The organism is Comamonas sp. CMM02 (assembly GCF_014851485.1).
GTDB lineage: Bacteria > Pseudomonadota > Gammaproteobacteria > Burkholderiales > Burkholderiaceae_C > Comamonas > Comamonas avium.
The window spans coordinates 754,717-770,061 of the sequence record NZ_JACUZW010000003.1; the positions used below are offsets into that span (position 1 = coordinate 754,717).

The 15,345-nt window shown below is 56.3% G+C and carries 13 protein-coding genes; 9 read left to right on the forward strand and 4 right to left on the reverse strand.

Annotated elements, in window-relative coordinates; genetic code table 11:
* Nucleotides 1-24 precede the first annotated feature (24 nt).
* A complete protein-coding gene (locus tag IB213_RS12965) occupies nucleotides 25-924 on the reverse strand; it encodes a LysR family transcriptional regulator (protein ID WP_192406965.1) in 900 nt (299 codons plus the stop codon).
* A gap of 134 nt (nucleotides 925-1,058) precedes the next feature.
* Between IB213_RS12965 and IB213_RS12970 the strand changes: the two genes are divergently transcribed.
* The 8 genes from IB213_RS12970 to IB213_RS13005 all read left to right on the forward strand — a co-directional run bounded on the left by IB213_RS12970 (nucleotide 1,059) and on the right by IB213_RS13005 (nucleotide 9,217).
* Nucleotides 1,059-2,582: a CoA-acylating methylmalonate-semialdehyde dehydrogenase gene (locus IB213_RS12970; RefSeq protein ID WP_192406967.1), complete on the forward strand. Its 1,524-nt coding sequence runs from the start codon at nucleotides 1,059-1,061 to the stop codon at nucleotides 2,580-2,582.
* Between the two features lie 28 nt (nucleotides 2,583-2,610).
* Nucleotides 2,611-3,015, forward strand: coding sequence for a lysozyme inhibitor LprI family protein (locus tag IB213_RS12975; protein WP_191721560.1), 405 nt, complete (start codon nucleotides 2,611-2,613; stop codon nucleotides 3,013-3,015).
* A gap of 53 nt (nucleotides 3,016-3,068) precedes the next feature.
* The gene (locus tag IB213_RS12980; RefSeq protein ID WP_192406969.1) at nucleotides 3,069-4,235 is read left to right on the forward strand and encodes an acyl-CoA dehydrogenase family protein; all 1,167 of its coding nucleotides are present in this window, start codon (nucleotides 3,069-3,071) and stop codon (nucleotides 4,233-4,235) included.
* Nucleotides 4,236-4,301: 66 nt separating this feature from the next.
* Entirely contained in the window at nucleotides 4,302-4,799 is a 498-nt protein-coding gene (locus tag IB213_RS12985) for a TfoX/Sxy family protein (RefSeq protein WP_192406971.1), read from the forward strand.
* 49 nt (nucleotides 4,800-4,848) lie between these two features.
* Nucleotides 4,849-5,271 carry a DUF488 domain-containing protein gene (locus IB213_RS12990; RefSeq protein ID WP_192406973.1) on the forward strand — a complete coding sequence of 141 codons (423 nt, stop codon included), beginning with the start codon at nucleotides 4,849-4,851 and terminating at the stop codon, nucleotides 5,269-5,271.
* Between the two features lie 89 nt (nucleotides 5,272-5,360).
* On the forward strand, nucleotides 5,361-6,257 hold the full coding sequence (gene mmsB / locus IB213_RS12995; protein ID WP_191721556.1) for a 3-hydroxyisobutyrate dehydrogenase: 897 nt from the start codon (nucleotides 5,361-5,363) through the stop codon (nucleotides 6,255-6,257).
* Nucleotides 6,258-6,705: 448 nt separating this feature from the next.
* Nucleotides 6,706-7,158 (forward strand): SRPBCC family protein, encoded by a 453-nt coding sequence (locus IB213_RS13000; RefSeq protein ID WP_192406975.1) that lies wholly within the window; start codon nucleotides 6,706-6,708, stop codon nucleotides 7,156-7,158.
* A 439-nt stretch (nucleotides 7,159-7,597) separates the two neighbouring features.
* Nucleotides 7,598-9,217, forward strand: coding sequence for a methyl-accepting chemotaxis protein (locus IB213_RS13005; RefSeq protein WP_192406978.1), 1,620 nt, complete (start codon nucleotides 7,598-7,600; stop codon nucleotides 9,215-9,217).
* 69 nt (nucleotides 9,218-9,286) lie between these two features.
* Here IB213_RS13005 and IB213_RS13010 read toward each other — a convergent pair whose 3' ends face one another.
* The 3 genes from IB213_RS13010 to mnmH form a co-directional block, all read right to left on the reverse strand.
* Nucleotides 9,287-9,739 (reverse strand): TIGR02281 family clan AA aspartic protease, encoded by a 453-nt coding sequence (locus IB213_RS13010; RefSeq protein ID WP_225561095.1) that lies wholly within the window; start codon nucleotides 9,737-9,739, stop codon nucleotides 9,287-9,289.
* Nucleotides 9,740-9,934: 195 nt separating this feature from the next.
* Nucleotides 9,935-10,819 carry a pirin family protein gene (locus IB213_RS13015; protein ID WP_192406980.1) on the reverse strand — a complete coding sequence of 295 codons (885 nt, stop codon included), beginning with the start codon at nucleotides 10,817-10,819 and terminating at the stop codon, nucleotides 9,935-9,937.
* Nucleotides 10,820-10,849: 30 nt separating this feature from the next.
* Entirely contained in the window at nucleotides 10,850-11,917 is a 1,068-nt protein-coding gene (mnmH, locus tag IB213_RS13020) for a tRNA 2-selenouridine(34) synthase MnmH (protein ID WP_192406982.1), read from the reverse strand.
* Nucleotides 11,918-12,285: 368 nt separating this feature from the next.
* On the opposite strand from mnmH, the gene fdnG reads away from it, so the two are divergent.
* Nucleotides 12,286-15,342, forward strand: a complete 3,057-nt coding sequence (gene fdnG / locus IB213_RS13025) for a formate dehydrogenase-N subunit alpha (protein WP_191721551.1) — start codon at nucleotides 12,286-12,288, stop codon at nucleotides 15,340-15,342.
* Nucleotides 15,343-15,345 lie beyond the last annotated feature (3 nt).

Genomic DNA, 15,345 nt, shown 5'->3' on the forward strand with positions numbered 1-15,345 from the left:
TTTAATGAAAGAACTAAACCCGGGTCAAATCGGCCTTAACTGCGCAAGGCGCTCCAGTGCCAGTTGCTTGAGCATGCGCCAGACCGTCTGAATACGCACCACACCCTTGGCCTCTTGCGGCATAGACATCCAAAACGTGCGTTCAAATTTTGCTGCTTCTGGCAACACCCGCTGCAGCAAAGGATCACGGTCAGCCATGAACGCGGGCAGCACTGCCAAACCAGCACCTGCGCGTACTGCCTCGTACTGTGCGGCAATACTGGTACTGCGAAAAACAAACTGCGTGGGCTTATACAGTTGCGCCAGCAATTGCAGTTCTTTAGAAAAAAGCATGTCGTCCACGTAATGAATGAACTGGTGGTGACGCAAATCTTCGCTGGTGCGTACCAGTGGTTTGCGCGCCAGATATTGCCGCTCGCCATACAAGTAGAGGTGATAGTCGGCCAGCTTGCTGACCACCACCGTGCCACGTTTGGGCCGTTCGAGTGAAATTACGATATCGGCTTCACGTCGTGATAACTGCATTAAACGTGGCAAAGCCAGTAGATCGACAGACAGTTTCGGATATTGCTGGGCCATCAGCGCCAAGGGAGCGGCCAGAAGCTGAACGCCAAAGCCCTCCGTCACTCCTACACGCACCAATCCAGACACCGAGGTTGGCTGCGAGGCGGTCTGCTGCGTCAGATACTCAATGCCGCGCACGGCTTTTTCCATGCTTTGTGCCACGGGCAATAGCTGACGCCCAGCCTCACTGAGCTTGTGCCCCGAGGCTTCTCGCACAAACAGTGGATGGCCCAGTTGCTGCTCCAGCGCCTGAATGCGGCGCGCTACCGTGGTGTGCTCAACCTCCAGAGCACGCGCAGCACCCGCCAGAGTACCTGTTTGAGCCAGAGCCGCAAAAAAACGCAAGTGATCCCAGTCCATGCTCGCAGTTTGCCTGTGCTTTTTTGCAAAGCCAAGGTGCGTAAACGCGTATTGCCCAAGCAGATTTGCACATCTACCATGCGACGAATGGCTTACAAGGCCAGCCCAACCCTATAAACAAGGAGACAAGCCCAATGAACGCACCTACTTCTTCGAATGTGCTGGCCCCCACCGTCAAGCTGCTGATCAACGGCGAGCTGGTGGAATCCAAAACCACGCAATGGCGTGATGTGGTCAACCCCGCCACGCAAGAGGTGCTGGCCCGCGTGCCTTTTGCCACGCCTGAAGAAATCAATCTGGCAGTGAGCAACGCCAAAGAAGCGTTCAAGAGCTGGAAGAAAACCCCGATTGGCACCCGTGCCCGCATTTTCTTGAAGCTGCAGCAGCTCATTCGCGAGAACATGAAAGAGCTGGCGGCCACTCTGACCGCCGAGCAAGGCAAAACGCTGCCCGACGCAGAAGGTGACATTTTCCGCGGCCTGGAAGTGGTGGAGCACGCTGCCAACATTGGCAGCCTGCAGCTGGGCGAGCTGGCCAATAATGTGGCCAATGGCGTTGACACTTACACCCTGAACCAGCCATTGGGGGTATGTGCCGGCATCACACCCTTCAACTTCCCGGCCATGATTCCGCTGTGGATGTTCCCAATGGCGATTGCCACTGGCAACACTTTTGTACTCAAGCCCTCAGAGCAAGACCCCATGGTCACCATGCGCCTGTGCGAGCTGGCGCTGCAAGCTGGCGTTCCACCGGGCGTATTGAATGTCATCCACGGTGGTGAAGATGCAGTCAACGCAATTTGCGACCATCCAGACATCAAGGCCATCAGCTTTGTGGGTTCCACCAAGGTCGGCACACACGTCTACAACCGCGCCAGCCTGAATGGCAAGCGCGTGCAGTGCATGATGGGTGCTAAAAACCACGCCATCGTCATGCCTGATGCCAACAAAGAGCAGTCACTGAACGCCTTGGCCGGAGCAGCTTTTGGTGCAGCAGGCCAGCGCTGCATGGCTCTGTCAGTGGTGGTACTGGTGGGCGAAAGCCAGAAATGGATTCCTGATCTGGTAGCCAAGGCCAAGACCCTGAAAGTGTCTGGCGGCACCGAAGCTGCAACCGATGTAGGCCCAGTGGTCAGCTGCGCTGCGCTTTCACGTGTAGAAAGCCTTATCGAGCGCGGCATTGCCGATGGTGCTGTGCTGGAGCTGGATGGCCGCAAGCCCCAAGTGACTGGCTACGACAAGGGCAACTTTGTTGGCCCCACCATTTTCAGCGGCGTCAAACCCGGCATGAGCGTGTATGACCAGGAGATTTTTGGCCCCGTGCTGTGCATTGTGTCGGCCGACAACATCGATCAGGCCATTGAATTTATCAACGCAAACCCCAACGGCAACGGCACAGCTATCTTTACGCAGTCGGGTGCAGCCGCGCGCAAGTTCCAGGAAGACATTGATGTGGGCCAAGTGGGCATCAACGTGCCAATCCCTGTGCCTGTACCTTTGTTCTCGTTCACCGGCAGCCGCGCTTCCAAACTGGGTGATCTGGGTCCCTACGGCAAGCAAGTGGTGATGTTCTACACCCAGACCAAGACCATTACAGCCCGCTGGTTTGATGACAGCACCACCAGTCACGGCGTGAACACCACCATCAGCCTCAAGTAAAACGCACGCGCATTGCCAAGGATTTGAGATGATTGAACGCATGCGTTTGAACCTCTCTTCCTTGGCCGTGCTGGCGGGATTGCTGCTGCCGTGTACAAGCTTTGCCCAAGCGGGCGCAGCCTGCGACCCTCAGTCAGACAGTATCGCCAGCCGCAATGCCTGTGCTGTCCAGCGTTTTCAGCAAACCGATACTGCGCAGAACATTCTCTACGGCGATGTGATGCTGGCACTATCGGCCAACGAGCGCCCAGCGTTGCGCAAAGACCAGAACGCTTGGAGCCGGCAGCGCAGTCAGACCTGCAAGGCCCGCCACGCTACCGATGAACAGCGCGCCGAATGGCCACAGCTCTTGCATGACTGCTTGAACACAGAGACGCAAACCCGCCGCACCACCCTGCTGCACTGGCTGCACAACGGGCGCGCAGCACATTAGCACTCAAGGCTGACCCAAGCTAGAACAACAACAATCGACCAGGAGACAATGCCATGGACTTTGAACTCACCGAAGACCAGCGCGCCTTTGCCAACACAGCGCGCCAGTTTGCGCAAACCGCCCTGGCACCGCACGCAGCGAACTGGGATGCAGAAGCTATCTTCCCGCGCGAAGCGATTGCTCAAGCTGGCGAACTGGGTTTTTGCGGTCTGTACGCCCCCGAAAATGCTGGTGGTCTGGCCCTGCCCCGTCTGGATGCCACCCTGATATTTGAAGAAATGGCTGCTGTAGACCCCAGCACGACCGCCTTCATTACCATTCACAATATGGCCACATGGATGCTGGGCACCTGGGCCACCGATGTCGTGCGCGCTGAATGGGGTGAGGCACTGACCAGCGGCCAGAAACTGGCAAGTTATGCCCTCACTGAGCCAGGTGCAGGCTCCGATGCGGCTTCGCTCAAGACACGGGCTGAGTTAGTGGGCCACGAATATGTGATTAATGGAGCCAAAGCCTTTATCAGCGGGGCGGGCAGCACCGATGTACTGGTGCTTATGGCACGCACAGGAGAAGCTGCCTCAGGCTCAGCAGGTATCAGCGCATTTGCGGTTCCTGCAAACCTGCCCGGCATCAGCTACGGTAAAAAAGAAGAAAAAATGGGCTGGAACAGCCAACCCACGCGTGTTATCAATTTTGATAATGTGCGCATTCCGGCCAACCACTTGCTGGGCCACGAGGGTGAAGGCTTCAAGATTGCGATGAAGGGGCTGGATGGCGGGCGCATCAACATCGCCACCTGCTCGGTGGGTGCAGCCCAAGGGGCTCTGACTCAAGCACAGCAGTACATGCAAGAGCGCAAACAGTTCGGCAAGGCAATTGCCAGCTTTCAGGCACTGCAGTTCAAGCTGGCCGACATGGCGACCGAACTTGTCGCTGCACGCCAGATGGTGCGTCTGGCTGCCAGCAAGCTGGATGCGGGAGCACCCGATGCGTCCACCTATTGCGCCATGGCCAAACGCTTTGCCACCGACGCTGGCTTTATGGTCTGCAACGAAGCACTGCAACTGCACGGGGGCTACGGCTATCTGCGCGACTTCCCGCTGGAACGCCTGGTGCGCGACGCACGCGTACACCAGATTCTGGAGGGTACCAATGAAATCATGCGCGTCATCATTGCGCGACGCATGCTGGAAGGCGATGCACCTGAGGCCATTCGCTAAACTCAACAACCATAGCTGTACACGCTTACGCCACCAAAAAAAATACCGATTTGACTGCAACTCAAAATGCCTGCCAAGCCACTGTCTGACGAAACCCTGCACCTGATCGACGCCGTACGCAGTGCGTTGCAAGACTGCAGTGATGTGCAGGAAAAGCGCATGTTTGGTTGCCATGTCTTCATGGTCAATGGCAAGCTGTGTCTGGGTGTTGAAGGTGACGAGGTATTGGTGCGTCTGCTGCCAGCTACCCATGCTGAAGTGGCAGAAACACCGGGCGTGCGCCCTCTTTCCAGCAGGGGATTGATGGACGGTTACTTCTACATCAGCCCAACTGCCTATGCCACGCGTGAGCAATGGCAGCACTGGATAGATGCCGCTCTGACTTACAACCCGCTGGCCAAGGCATCACCCAAAAAAGTACGCAAGACGTCTGCCACCGCAGCTCAGCCCACGTTACCAGGCCAACGCACTGTCAAAGCAAGGGGCAGCGATGCTGCCCACCATTCCAGCGCCGCCGCACCTGCGCGCAAGCACTCGGTGTTTGATGACGACGATGTGCTGTAACAAGGCCCTTCACCGTATTTAAAAGCTCGACTCACGCAGGAAACACACCATGGCACTTCGCATCGTCCAGCTCGGTACCCCACGCACGCCCGACGAAGGCTTGCGTATTGGCACTGTGCGCCGCCCACCGCGTGGCGTGCCAAAAACCGCGTTTGCAAGTCGCGATTTCTACGATGTGTGGTACCCAGAACTGTCGCCCGAGCCGGAAACAATGGCCTTGGCACAAGAGTCGCACCGCCTATACGATGCTGGCCAGACCGCAGAGGCTAACAAGCAGTGGGCACTCTTTGCCAGGCAATTTCACAAACAACTGGCCCACCCACCTGCCGAGCGCACCTTGCAACTGCTGGCCACGCTGTCACACCAGACCAATTTCTCCGTGGGCTGTTACTGCAAAGACGAGGCGCACTGTCACCGCAGCATTTTGCGCAGTCTGCTGGCAGCACGTAGCGCAAACATTTGCAATGCATAAGAACAAAGACTTTGAGCCGTCTAAGGCGTACACATCTAGCACTGACAGCTATTGAAACCGCAATTACAACCACCCCAAGGAGACAACACATGACAACGATTGCATTCATCGGTTTGGGCAATATGGGCGGCCCGATGGCCATCAATCTGAAAAAAGCCGGGCACGACGTGCGCGTGTTTGACCTGTCCAAAGATGCCGTCGCAAAGCTCGTGGCCGAAGGGGCTACCGCGGCCTTCAGCGCGCAAGATGCAGTCCAAGGTGCCAAAGTGGTGGTCACCATGCTGCCCGCCAGTCAGCACGTAGAAGCGCTGTTTCTAGGCAAAGACGGGGCACCCGGCCTGCTGTCAGCCATTGCCAAAGACACCCTCGTGATCGACAGCTCCACCATTGCGGCCGCCACCAGCCAAAAAGTGGCCAAAGCAGCTGATGCCGCAGGTATCGACTTTATTGACGCTCCCGTCTCTGGCGGCACCGGCGGCGCAATTGCCGGTACGCTCACGTTCATGGTGGGTGCCACTGCATCGCAACTGGAGCGCGCGAAACCTTATCTGGAAAAAATGGGTGCCAACATCTTCCACGCTGGCACCGTCGGCGCAGGCCAGACTGCCAAGATCTGCAACAACATGCTGCTGGGCATATTGATGGTGGGCACCAGCGAGGCCATCGCTCTGGGCGTAGCCAACGGACTAGACCCCAAAGTGCTGAGCGAAATCATGCGCCGCAGCTCGGGTGGAAACTGGGCGCTGGAAAAGTACAACCCTTTTCCAGGCGTGCACGAGGCCGCTCCGGCTAGCAAAGGTTATGTCGGTGGCTTTGGCACCGACTTGATGCTCAAGGACTTGGGGCTGGCACAAGAAAACGCTATCCAAACCCAGTCCAGCACCCCGCTGGGCGGCATGGCACGCGCCATTTATGCAGCGCACAGCATTGCAGGGAATGGCAAAGAAGACTTCTCCAGCGTGATCAAGCTGCTGCAAAAGCAGTAATGCTCTGATACTTTTTGAATTCCGTAAGGGCAGGCCGCGCAGACAACGCTGCGCAGCTTGCAACCTATAAGCGTCATGACTGGAGGCAGCATGGCGCTCTCGTGTGTAGCTGCACAAGACACCCCAGCCTGCTGCGCCACTGACAAGCCTGACAGCCCTGCTGGCGGCACCCTTGCAGCATAGACAGGTACAACCTATCGTCTGGGTATTCAGGCCTGCGCACATTCATTGAAACAGTCCTAAAAATATCGCTAACACGCTTATCCAACCTTTTGCGTGGGCACCCCTGGCCAGTCCTGAGTGAAGTAACCAGTGCTCGTTCGCTACCGCTCAGATGGCTGCACCAGTGGTACCTGTTTTGCCATTTCGCCGCCATGGGTTTGACTCGCTTTGCTTCCGCGATGCAGCTAGGCTGGTTCTGCTCGCTCAATGTTCAGGAGATCCAGCCATGTCGCACACCATTCAGTTGCACCGCGTACTTCAGGCGCCACCAGAACGCATCTACCGCGCCTTTACTACCGCTGCAGCCCTCGTCAAATGGATGCCTCCACACGGTTTTGTCTGCGAAGTACAGGAAATGGATGCACGCCCCGGGGGGCACTTTCGCATGGCCTTCATCAACCTGAGCACTGGTGAGCGCAGCAGCTTTGGTGGCGTCTATCTAGAGCTGGTACCCAACACCCGCATTCGCAACAGTGACCAATTTGACGATCCCGGTTTGCCCGGCAGCATGATCACCACAGTCGACCTGCGCGCAGTTGCCTGTGGCACGGAAATACAGATCGTCCAAGAAGGCCTGCCTGAGATGATTCCCGTGGAATCCTGCTATTTGGGCTGGCAGCAATCGCTGCATTTGTTGAGTTTGCTGGTGGAAGCAGACATTCCAGCCAATTTGGCTTAGAGCGGTCGGCATGTTGACTGGTGTCAGTGTGCTGACCTAGTGCCGCAATCGGCTATCAAACCGCACACAAGCAACGATAAAGAATCCACCATCGCACCACCGTAGCTCTGACAAGCCAGGCAATCGCCCATGGTGGAGAACAAACATCGTGTGCTATCAATATGGGTGAACCTCTTACGCTGAACATTGCTGCACTGAAAATCGAACACCCCGTGGGATAGGCCATGTGCAATGGCTTCCACGCTGATCTGAGCACATCACATTCTGTTCAGCCTGTCTGGTCGTGGCGATAAAGACGCCGACTATCTTGCAAAAAATCTGGGTCTCTAAGCCCACTCTCAACATTTACCGCCACAACCCGATGGCTGGCGCGAATGTTGCAACGAATGCTTACATCTATCGCAGCCACAAGTTGCGGTGCACATGGAAGGGATTTGGGATGAAGTTTGTAGCCAACCTGTCGATCAAAAGCCGTCTTTACTGCGGCACCCTGTTTTGCCTGGCCATGCTGGTCATTATTGGCGGGGCAGGGTTTTATGCCTTAGAGCAAACGCGCAAGACAGTAGAAGATATCTTCACCACGCGGGTGCAGACATTGGTAGACATCAGCGAGCTGCGCACCAACTTAGGGAATGTGCAATTGGCCGAAAAAAACACGATTGTCAATTCCGACAACTCGGACATGGTCGCAGAAATGCTGGGACGCTGGCAAACCACTCTTGCCAGCCTCAAAGAGCGTGTCCAGATGCTGCTGATGCTGCAACCGCCCTCCTCCGAATATGCGCAAAAGCTCAACGTCGTCAGCACCTCACTGGAGCGCTACGGTGAAGATCTCGCCCCTGTCATGGAACAAGTGCACAAAGGTCTGGTCAGCCCGGCGGAAGGCGCCGAGCAAGCTGAGGTGGTGCGCAGCGCCATCCATGACGCCGATGCACTGCTGGGCGCAGCGGTCATGCAGGCCCAGTCTGAGCTAGAAACGGGCCGCGCCACCATTGCACAGCAAGCCCTGCACATGAAAATGCTGATGGCAGCAGTGGTTTTGGCCTCCATTTTCGTCATGCTGCCCATCACAGTCTTGAGTGTGCGCAACATCATGCGGTCCTTGCAAATGGCTCGCAAAATGGCCCAGCGGGTGGCCGCAGGAGATTTATCGCAGGATATCGTGCCGCTCAACCGAGACGAAGTGGGTCAGTTGGTGCAATCCATGGCCGAGATGCAAAGCGCTCTGCGCAGCTTGGTCGCGCAAGTGCAGGCAGCGGCAGGTCAGGTCTCTACCGCCAGTGCAGAAATTGCCAGTGGCAACCACCACCTGAGTGAGCGCACCGAAGGCACAGCCACCCATTTGCAAACCACTGCAGGCGCGATGGAAGAGTTGGGTCAGGGCGTCCAACACAGCGCCCAATCCAGCGAAATGGCCCACCAGCAAGCGCAGGCTGCTACCAATGTGGCACAGCGTGGCAAGCAAGTGACCGCCAACGTGGTGCACACCATGCAGCAAATTGCACACAGCTCTGAGCGTATTGCCCAAATCACCGGAGTGATTGACGGCATTGCCTTTCAAACCAATATCCTGGCACTGAATGCAGCAGTGGAAGCCGCGCGCGCAGGCGAGCAAGGCCGGGGATTTGCCGTGGTGGCCAACGAAGTGCGCTCACTTGCTGGACGCAGTGCCGAGGCGGCCCGCGAAATCAAGGCGCTGATTACCGCATCCACAGAATGTGTCGACAGCGGTACATCGCTGGTGCGCCAGGCGGGGAGCACCATGGATGACATTGTGGGCAGCGTTGACCGCGTGGCCCAGGTGATTGCCGAAATCACCGAAGCCACACACGTGCAGCACCGCCAGATTGCCAATGTGATGCGCTCAGTCGATGAACTGGAGCAGATGACCCAGCAAAACGCTGCCTTGGTGGAGCAATCGAGTGCGGCTTCATCGTCGCTGCACGACCAGGCCAGCGTGCTGGACAAGGCGGTCAAGCAGTTCACCATGCCATCGCGGTTTTTGTCCGTAGAGGTTTTGCGGGAGACCAAAGAACCGACGCCTGCCATTGCAGCGTGAGCACACATCAAAACTTGAATAAAAATGGCTGTTAGCACATCTAAAGCGTGTGTTAACAGCTATGAATATTTAGCGAGGCCGCAACTCCATAACGTCTCCACGCATCAGCACATCAAACTGGCGCAAGAAGTTCTGCCCCAGCAGGGCGTCTTGTTCGCTGGTGCCGGTATAGCCGGTGCCCACGGTCAAATTGCGCGCTTGCAACGGCCCTACAGTCACGCTTTGCGCACGCACCAGACGCCCCATGCGCACGCCATTGGCGGTGCGAAACTGGACTACTTCTCCACCTTCAAGACCTGCGCGCTGAGCCAGGGCATCGGTTACGGAAATCGACGTAGCACCCGTGTCCACCATAAACCGCACAGGCTGACCATTGATGCTGCCGTCTACATAAAAGTGCCCATCCCGGTAGCGCTGCAGTTGCAGCCCTCCGTCAGAAGTGATCACGGAGGCCGAGGGCTGCAAGTACCGGTCCATGGCCACATACATCACACCCAGCACCACCATCCAAAAAATCGCCATGCCTGCCTGCATGCGCCACAGTGACCGGCGCGCGGCGTTGCTCTGAGAATGCACTGAAGAAATTCTCCCCGTCCAAATGGCTTACAAAGATCTATTTCAAACCTCATCAAATCAACGCAGCAGGGGTATGCGGCCTCTACCACGAAGCGCTGCCACTGCCTGTCAAAGGCAGGCTCTTAGTAGAGCTTTGAATGACTAAGGCAAGGCCGGTGCGGACAAACGGCGGTGCTCACCACCAGGCACACTGCCAAAACGTGCATCGCCCGCCTCCCAAGCTGCACGGTATGTGCGAATACTGGCCATATCTGCACCCACGAAGTTCCACCACATGGTGATAGGGTCGGTAAACGGAGTTCCTCCGATCACCAGCAGACGCGTACCAGCGGGCACTTGTACATTCAAAAACACGCGCCCCGGCGCTATGTAGGCCAACTCATCAACCCCATAAGTTTCGCCTTCGAGGGCAAAGCCACCTGTCAGTGCAAACAGCCCGTATTCAAAATCTGGGCGCATTTCCAGTACGAAATCAGCACCTTGTGCACTCAGCACTTCCAGACCCAGCATGGGCGAGTGCAAATCGGTGGGTGCTGTGTAAGCGCGATAGCTACCGGACATCAACGACCATTGGCAGCCTTGCTCTTGCCACTGCGGCACGTCAGCGTAGTGCGAAAAAGCGGGGGGTTGATCCGCCACCGCATGGGGCAGCGCAATCCACAGCTGCGCAGCATGCAAGCGTACACCGGGCGTCACTGAATCTTCTGTGTGCGATATGCCATAGCCGGCCGTCATCAAATTGACCTGCCCCGGCCGCACAACTTGTTCCGAGCCCAAGCTATCGCGGTGCATGACTTCCCCTTCAATCATCCAGGTAAAGGTTTGCAAGCGCGTATGCGGGTGCGCCCCCACATGCATGCCCTGACCTTCATCAAAAGCGATAGGCCCGAGATGGTCAAGAAAGCACCAAGCACCGACCATGCGCCGTCCGCGTGTGGGCAGTGCACGAGAAATCTCCATCCCCTCTCCCAAGCTGCCTTTTCTGGCAAGGATGCGATCGATGGGGGGAAATGCATGTTCAGGCATACGGTGCTCCTGCTTAGAAGAAATCAGTCATCACGTCACAGATACTGGTGAATTTAACCCAGCAATACGTTGTGCGAGCTGTTGAATAGAAGTTTCAGACAGGTCATTCGCAGCAATGCTCGATCGCTGACTCCACTGCTCAAAATGCTTGGACTGCGAGCGCTCATACTGTGGGTCATAGTGCAATCGCATCAGCTCTTCAAACAAGGCTGGCAGATTGCCTTCCTGCGCCCACTGCTGCCAGCGTGCAATGGTTTCGCCGCCTTGAATTTCTTTGAGAAAGCCCAAGCGCTCGCACAAAGTATCCACGTCGTCGCCCAGATATGCGTAGTCACGCAGCAAATATGCCAAGCGCGCTTCGGGGGTGGCCTTGATTTCGACCACCGGAGACTGACGCATGTGCTGCACCAGCAATACAGGCAACCCCACTCGGCCAATTTTGGGACTCTCCCCCTCGATATAAACTGGCCGACTCAAATCCAGCGCCTGCATTTGCTGTGCCAGCAACGTCTCAAAATTCTTTTGACTGGGCTGGGCAACCCCAGGCAGAGAACCCAGCAGCGAGCCTTTGTGCCTTGCAAGCCCCTCCAAATCCAGCACTTGTGCACCTTGCTGCTGTAGCGCAAGCAACACACTCGTCTTGGCACTTCCTGTGGCACCACACAGCACACGCAACTGCAGTTGCGGCACGATGGCATCAATTTGCTCGACCACTTGGTGGCGAAAAGATTTGTAGCCACCAGCCAGTTGCTGGGCATCCCAGCCTACCAAGCGTAGCCAAGTCACCATGGAGCCACTGCGCAAGCCGCCTCGCCAGCAGTAAACCAATGGTTTCCAGTTGGCAGGCTTGTCTGCAAATGTCTCTTTCAAATGCAAAGCAAGGTTGGCCGCCACCATGGATGCGCCCAAACGCTTGGCTTCAAACGGACTGACCTGCTTATAGATAGTGCCAATAATGGCCCGCTCTTCATTGCTCAACACAGGGCAATTGATGGCCCCCGGAATGTGGTCCAGCTCAAATTCAGCAGGTGTGCGGGCATCAATGATGGCGCTGTACTGTGCAATCTCAGTGACACGAACGGGTTGGCGGTGGGACATCAGAATTCAACAGTGCAAAAAAGAAAAGGTGCTCAGGCTCAACAAAGCATCCAAGAACCGTGTGGACGACAAGAGAAAGCTTGGTCGAGCCTCGACACCCCTCTGCGCTGCAGAGAACCTTCATAACCAGCCTGCAATTGTCTCCGCTCTTGTCTGACTGTGCTGTCCGCAAGCGCAGCAGCTGTATTTCAGACGTTGTCTTACCCGCTCCCAAGGGTTTGCCCATCTATATGCAAACTTGATCCATGCAAACATATGCACACATTCACCAGCCACTGCCATCGGATAAAGGCAGGTGAGTGGGTCTTGTATGAGACATATAACTAGAATTCCGCCTACAAGCGTCAAGTTTTAAAAAAGGTAACCCCATGGTGCAATTCTCCAGACGCCAGTTCATGAAAGTGACTGGTTCGAGTCTGGCGGCATCCAGCTTGGCAGTGATGGGCTTCTCGCCCACCGCTGCACTAGCTGAAGTTCGCCAGTTCAAGCTGGCCGCAGCTACCGTTACACGGCAGACATGTACGTACTGCTCGGTCGGTTGTGGTCTATTGATGTATTCGTACAGCGACGGCGTGAAAAATGCCAAGCTGTCCGTCATGCACGTTGAAGGTGATCCCGATCACCCTGTCAACCGCGGCACACTGTGCCCCAAGGGTGCTTCGCTGCTCGACTTCGTGCACAGTCCCCACCGCCTTCAGTACCCCGAGTACCGCGCTCCTGGCTCCAATGAGTGGAAGCGCATGTCCTGGGACGAAGCACTGAACCGCATCGCCAAGCATCTGAAAGATGACCGCGATGCCAACTTCGTTGAGAAGAACGAAAAGGGTCAGACGGTTAACCGCTGGCTCACCACTGGCATGCTGGCCGCCTCGGCCTCCAGCAATGAAGCCGGTTACGTCACACACAAGGTAGCCCGTTCCTGGGGTCTGCTGGCGCTCGATAACCAAGCACGTGTCTGACACGGCCCGACGGTGGCAGGTCTTGCCCCGACGTTTGGCCGTGGAGCCATGACCAATCATTGGGAAGACATCAAAAATGCTGATGTCATCTTGGTGATGGGTGGTAACGCAGCAGAAGCACACCCTTGCGGATTCAAATGGGTTACAGAAGCGAAAGAGCACAACGGTGCCCACTTCATGGTGGTCGACCCGCGCTTTAACCGTTCTGCCTCGGTTGCCGATTTCTATGCCCCTATCCGTTCGGGTTCGGACATCGTTTTCCTCGGCGGCATCATTAATTACTTGTTGACCAACGACAAGATCCACCACGAGTACGTGAAGAACTACACAGACTTCTCGTTTATCGTGCGTGAGGACTTTGCGTTCGACGAAGGCATCTTCTCGGGTTACAACCCCGAAACTCGTACTTACGACAAATCGTCGTGGGACTACGAGATGGGTGAAGACGGCTTTGTAAAGGTCGATCCTTCACTGCAGCACCCACGCTGCGTGTACCAGTGGCTCAAACGCCACTACGCAGGCTATACACCTGAAAAAGTGGAAAGCATCTGCGGTACACCCAAGGCAAAGTTCCTGCACGTAGCGGAGAAGTTTGCATCGACTGCTGAAGCAGGCCGTGTCGCCACCATCATGTACGCCCTGGGCTGGACACAGCACACCACCGGTGCACAGATGCTGCGTACCGGCGCCATGATTCAGCTGCTGTGCGGCAACATTGGGGTTGCTGGCGGCGGTATGAATGCGCTGCGTGGTCACTCCAACATCCAAGGTCTGACTGACCTGGGTATCTTGTCTGCTTCGTTGCCGGGTTACCTGACGCTACCCAACGAAAGCGAACAAGAGTACGAGAAGTACATCGGTGCTCGCACACCCAAGACGCTGCGTCCGGGTCAGATGAACTTCTGGCAGAACACGCCCAAGTTCCACGTCAACCTGATGAAGGCATGGTTCGGCCCTGCTGCAACTGCTGAAAACAACTGGGCGTTCGATTACCTGCCCAAGCTGGACAAGCAGTACGACATGCTGCAGATCACAGACATGATGGTGCAAGGCAAGGTCAATGGTTACATTGCCCAGGGCTTTAACCCATTGGCTGCGTTGGCGAACTCGAACAACGTACGTGAAGGCTTGAAGAAGCTGAAGTTCTTGGTGATCATGGACCCGCTGGTCACTGAAACCTCCGAGTTCTGGAAGAACCACGGCGAGTTCAATGATGTAGATACCGCGTCTATCCAGACTGAAGTATTCCGCTTGCCCACCACCTGCTTTGCCGAAGAAGATGGCGCAGTAGTGAGTTCTTCGCGTGTACTGCAGTGGCACTGGAAAGCGGCTGATGCCCCAGGTGAAGCAAAGACTGACATCGCCATCATGTCCGGGCTGCACCTGCGCATGAAAAAGTTGTACGAAACGGACGGTGGCAAGTTCCCCGACCCCATCGTCAACCTGTGGTGGCCTTACGCGCAAGCTGCACACCCTACTTCCGAGGAAATTGCCAAGGAATACAACGGCAAGGCACTGGTTGATTTGACCGATGCTGACGGCAAGGTCATCCGCAAGGCGGGTGAACAGCTGGCTGGCTTTGGTGAAATGCGTGCAGACGGCACCACCATGGGCGGATGCTGGGTCTGGTCGGGCTGCTGGACGTCTTCGGGCAACCAGATGGCTCGCCGCGACAACAGCGACCCAACCGGCATCGGCAATACGCTGAACTGGGCGTGGGCATGGCCTGCAAACCGCCGCATTTTGTACAACCGTGCATCGTGCGACACGCAAGGCAAGCCTTTCGACCCGAACCGCGTGCTCGTCAAGTGGGATGGTGCAAAGTGGGCAGGCGCCGACGTACCAGACATTGGCGCAACACTGCCGCCTAGCTGCAACCCGTTCACGATGAATCCGGAAGGCGTGGCCCGCTTCTTCGCTCGCAAGGGAATGAACGAAGGTCCGTTCCCAACGCACTACGAAGCGTTTGACAATCCATTGGGCTACAACCCGATGTATCCAGAAAACAAACTGGCGGTCATCAATCCTGCTGCACGTATCTTGGAATCAACCAAGGGCACTGCAGGCGATCCAAAGGAGTACCCACACGTAGGCACCACTTACCGCCTGACTGAGCACTTCCACTATTGGACCAAACACGTTCAGTTGAACAACATTGTTCAGCCTGAGCAGTTTGTCGAAATTGGTGAAGCGCTGGCCAAGGAGCTGGGTATCGAGACGGGTCAGAAGGTCAAGGTTTCCTCAAAACGCGGTTTTGTAAAGGCCGCTGCTGTAGTTACCAAGCGCATCAAGCCCATGCAGATTGACGGCAAGACCATCCACCACGTGGGTGTGCCCATTCACTGGGGCTTCTCGTCAACTGGACGCAAGGGCTACCTGGCGAACAATCTGACCGCCTCGATTGGTGACGGCAACAGCTACACCCCTGAGTCCAAGACCTTCCTGGTCAAGGTCGAGAAGGCATAAGGA

Bases quoted from the DNA above. Each gene is read 5' to 3' on its own strand.
- IB213_RS12965 (WP_192406965.1), bottom strand. From the start codon at position 924: ATGGACTGGGATCACTTGCGTTTTTTTGCGGCTCTGGCTCAAACAGGT.
- IB213_RS12970 (WP_192406967.1), top strand. From the start codon at position 1,059: ATGAACGCACCTACTTCTTCGAATGTGCTGGCCCCCACCGTCAAGCTG.
- IB213_RS12975 (WP_191721560.1), top strand. From the start codon at position 2,611: ATGATTGAACGCATGCGTTTGAACCTCTCTTCCTTGGCCGTGCTGGCG.
- IB213_RS12980 (WP_192406969.1), top strand. From the start codon at position 3,069: ATGGACTTTGAACTCACCGAAGACCAGCGCGCCTTTGCCAACACAGCG.
- IB213_RS12985 (WP_192406971.1), top strand. From the start codon at position 4,302: ATGCCTGCCAAGCCACTGTCTGACGAAACCCTGCACCTGATCGACGCC.
- IB213_RS12990 (WP_192406973.1), top strand. From the start codon at position 4,849: ATGGCACTTCGCATCGTCCAGCTCGGTACCCCACGCACGCCCGACGAA.
- mmsB (WP_191721556.1), top strand. From the start codon at position 5,361: ATGACAACGATTGCATTCATCGGTTTGGGCAATATGGGCGGCCCGATG.
- IB213_RS13000 (WP_192406975.1), top strand. From the start codon at position 6,706: ATGTCGCACACCATTCAGTTGCACCGCGTACTTCAGGCGCCACCAGAA.
- IB213_RS13005 (WP_192406978.1), top strand. From the start codon at position 7,598: ATGAAGTTTGTAGCCAACCTGTCGATCAAAAGCCGTCTTTACTGCGGC.
- IB213_RS13010 (WP_225561095.1), bottom strand. From the start codon at position 9,739: ATGGCGATTTTTTGGATGGTGGTGCTGGGTGTGATGTATGTGGCCATG.
- IB213_RS13015 (WP_192406980.1), bottom strand. From the start codon at position 10,819: ATGCCTGAACATGCATTTCCCCCCATCGATCGCATCCTTGCCAGAAAA.
- mnmH (WP_192406982.1), bottom strand. From the start codon at position 11,917: ATGTCCCACCGCCAACCCGTTCGTGTCACTGAGATTGCACAGTACAGC.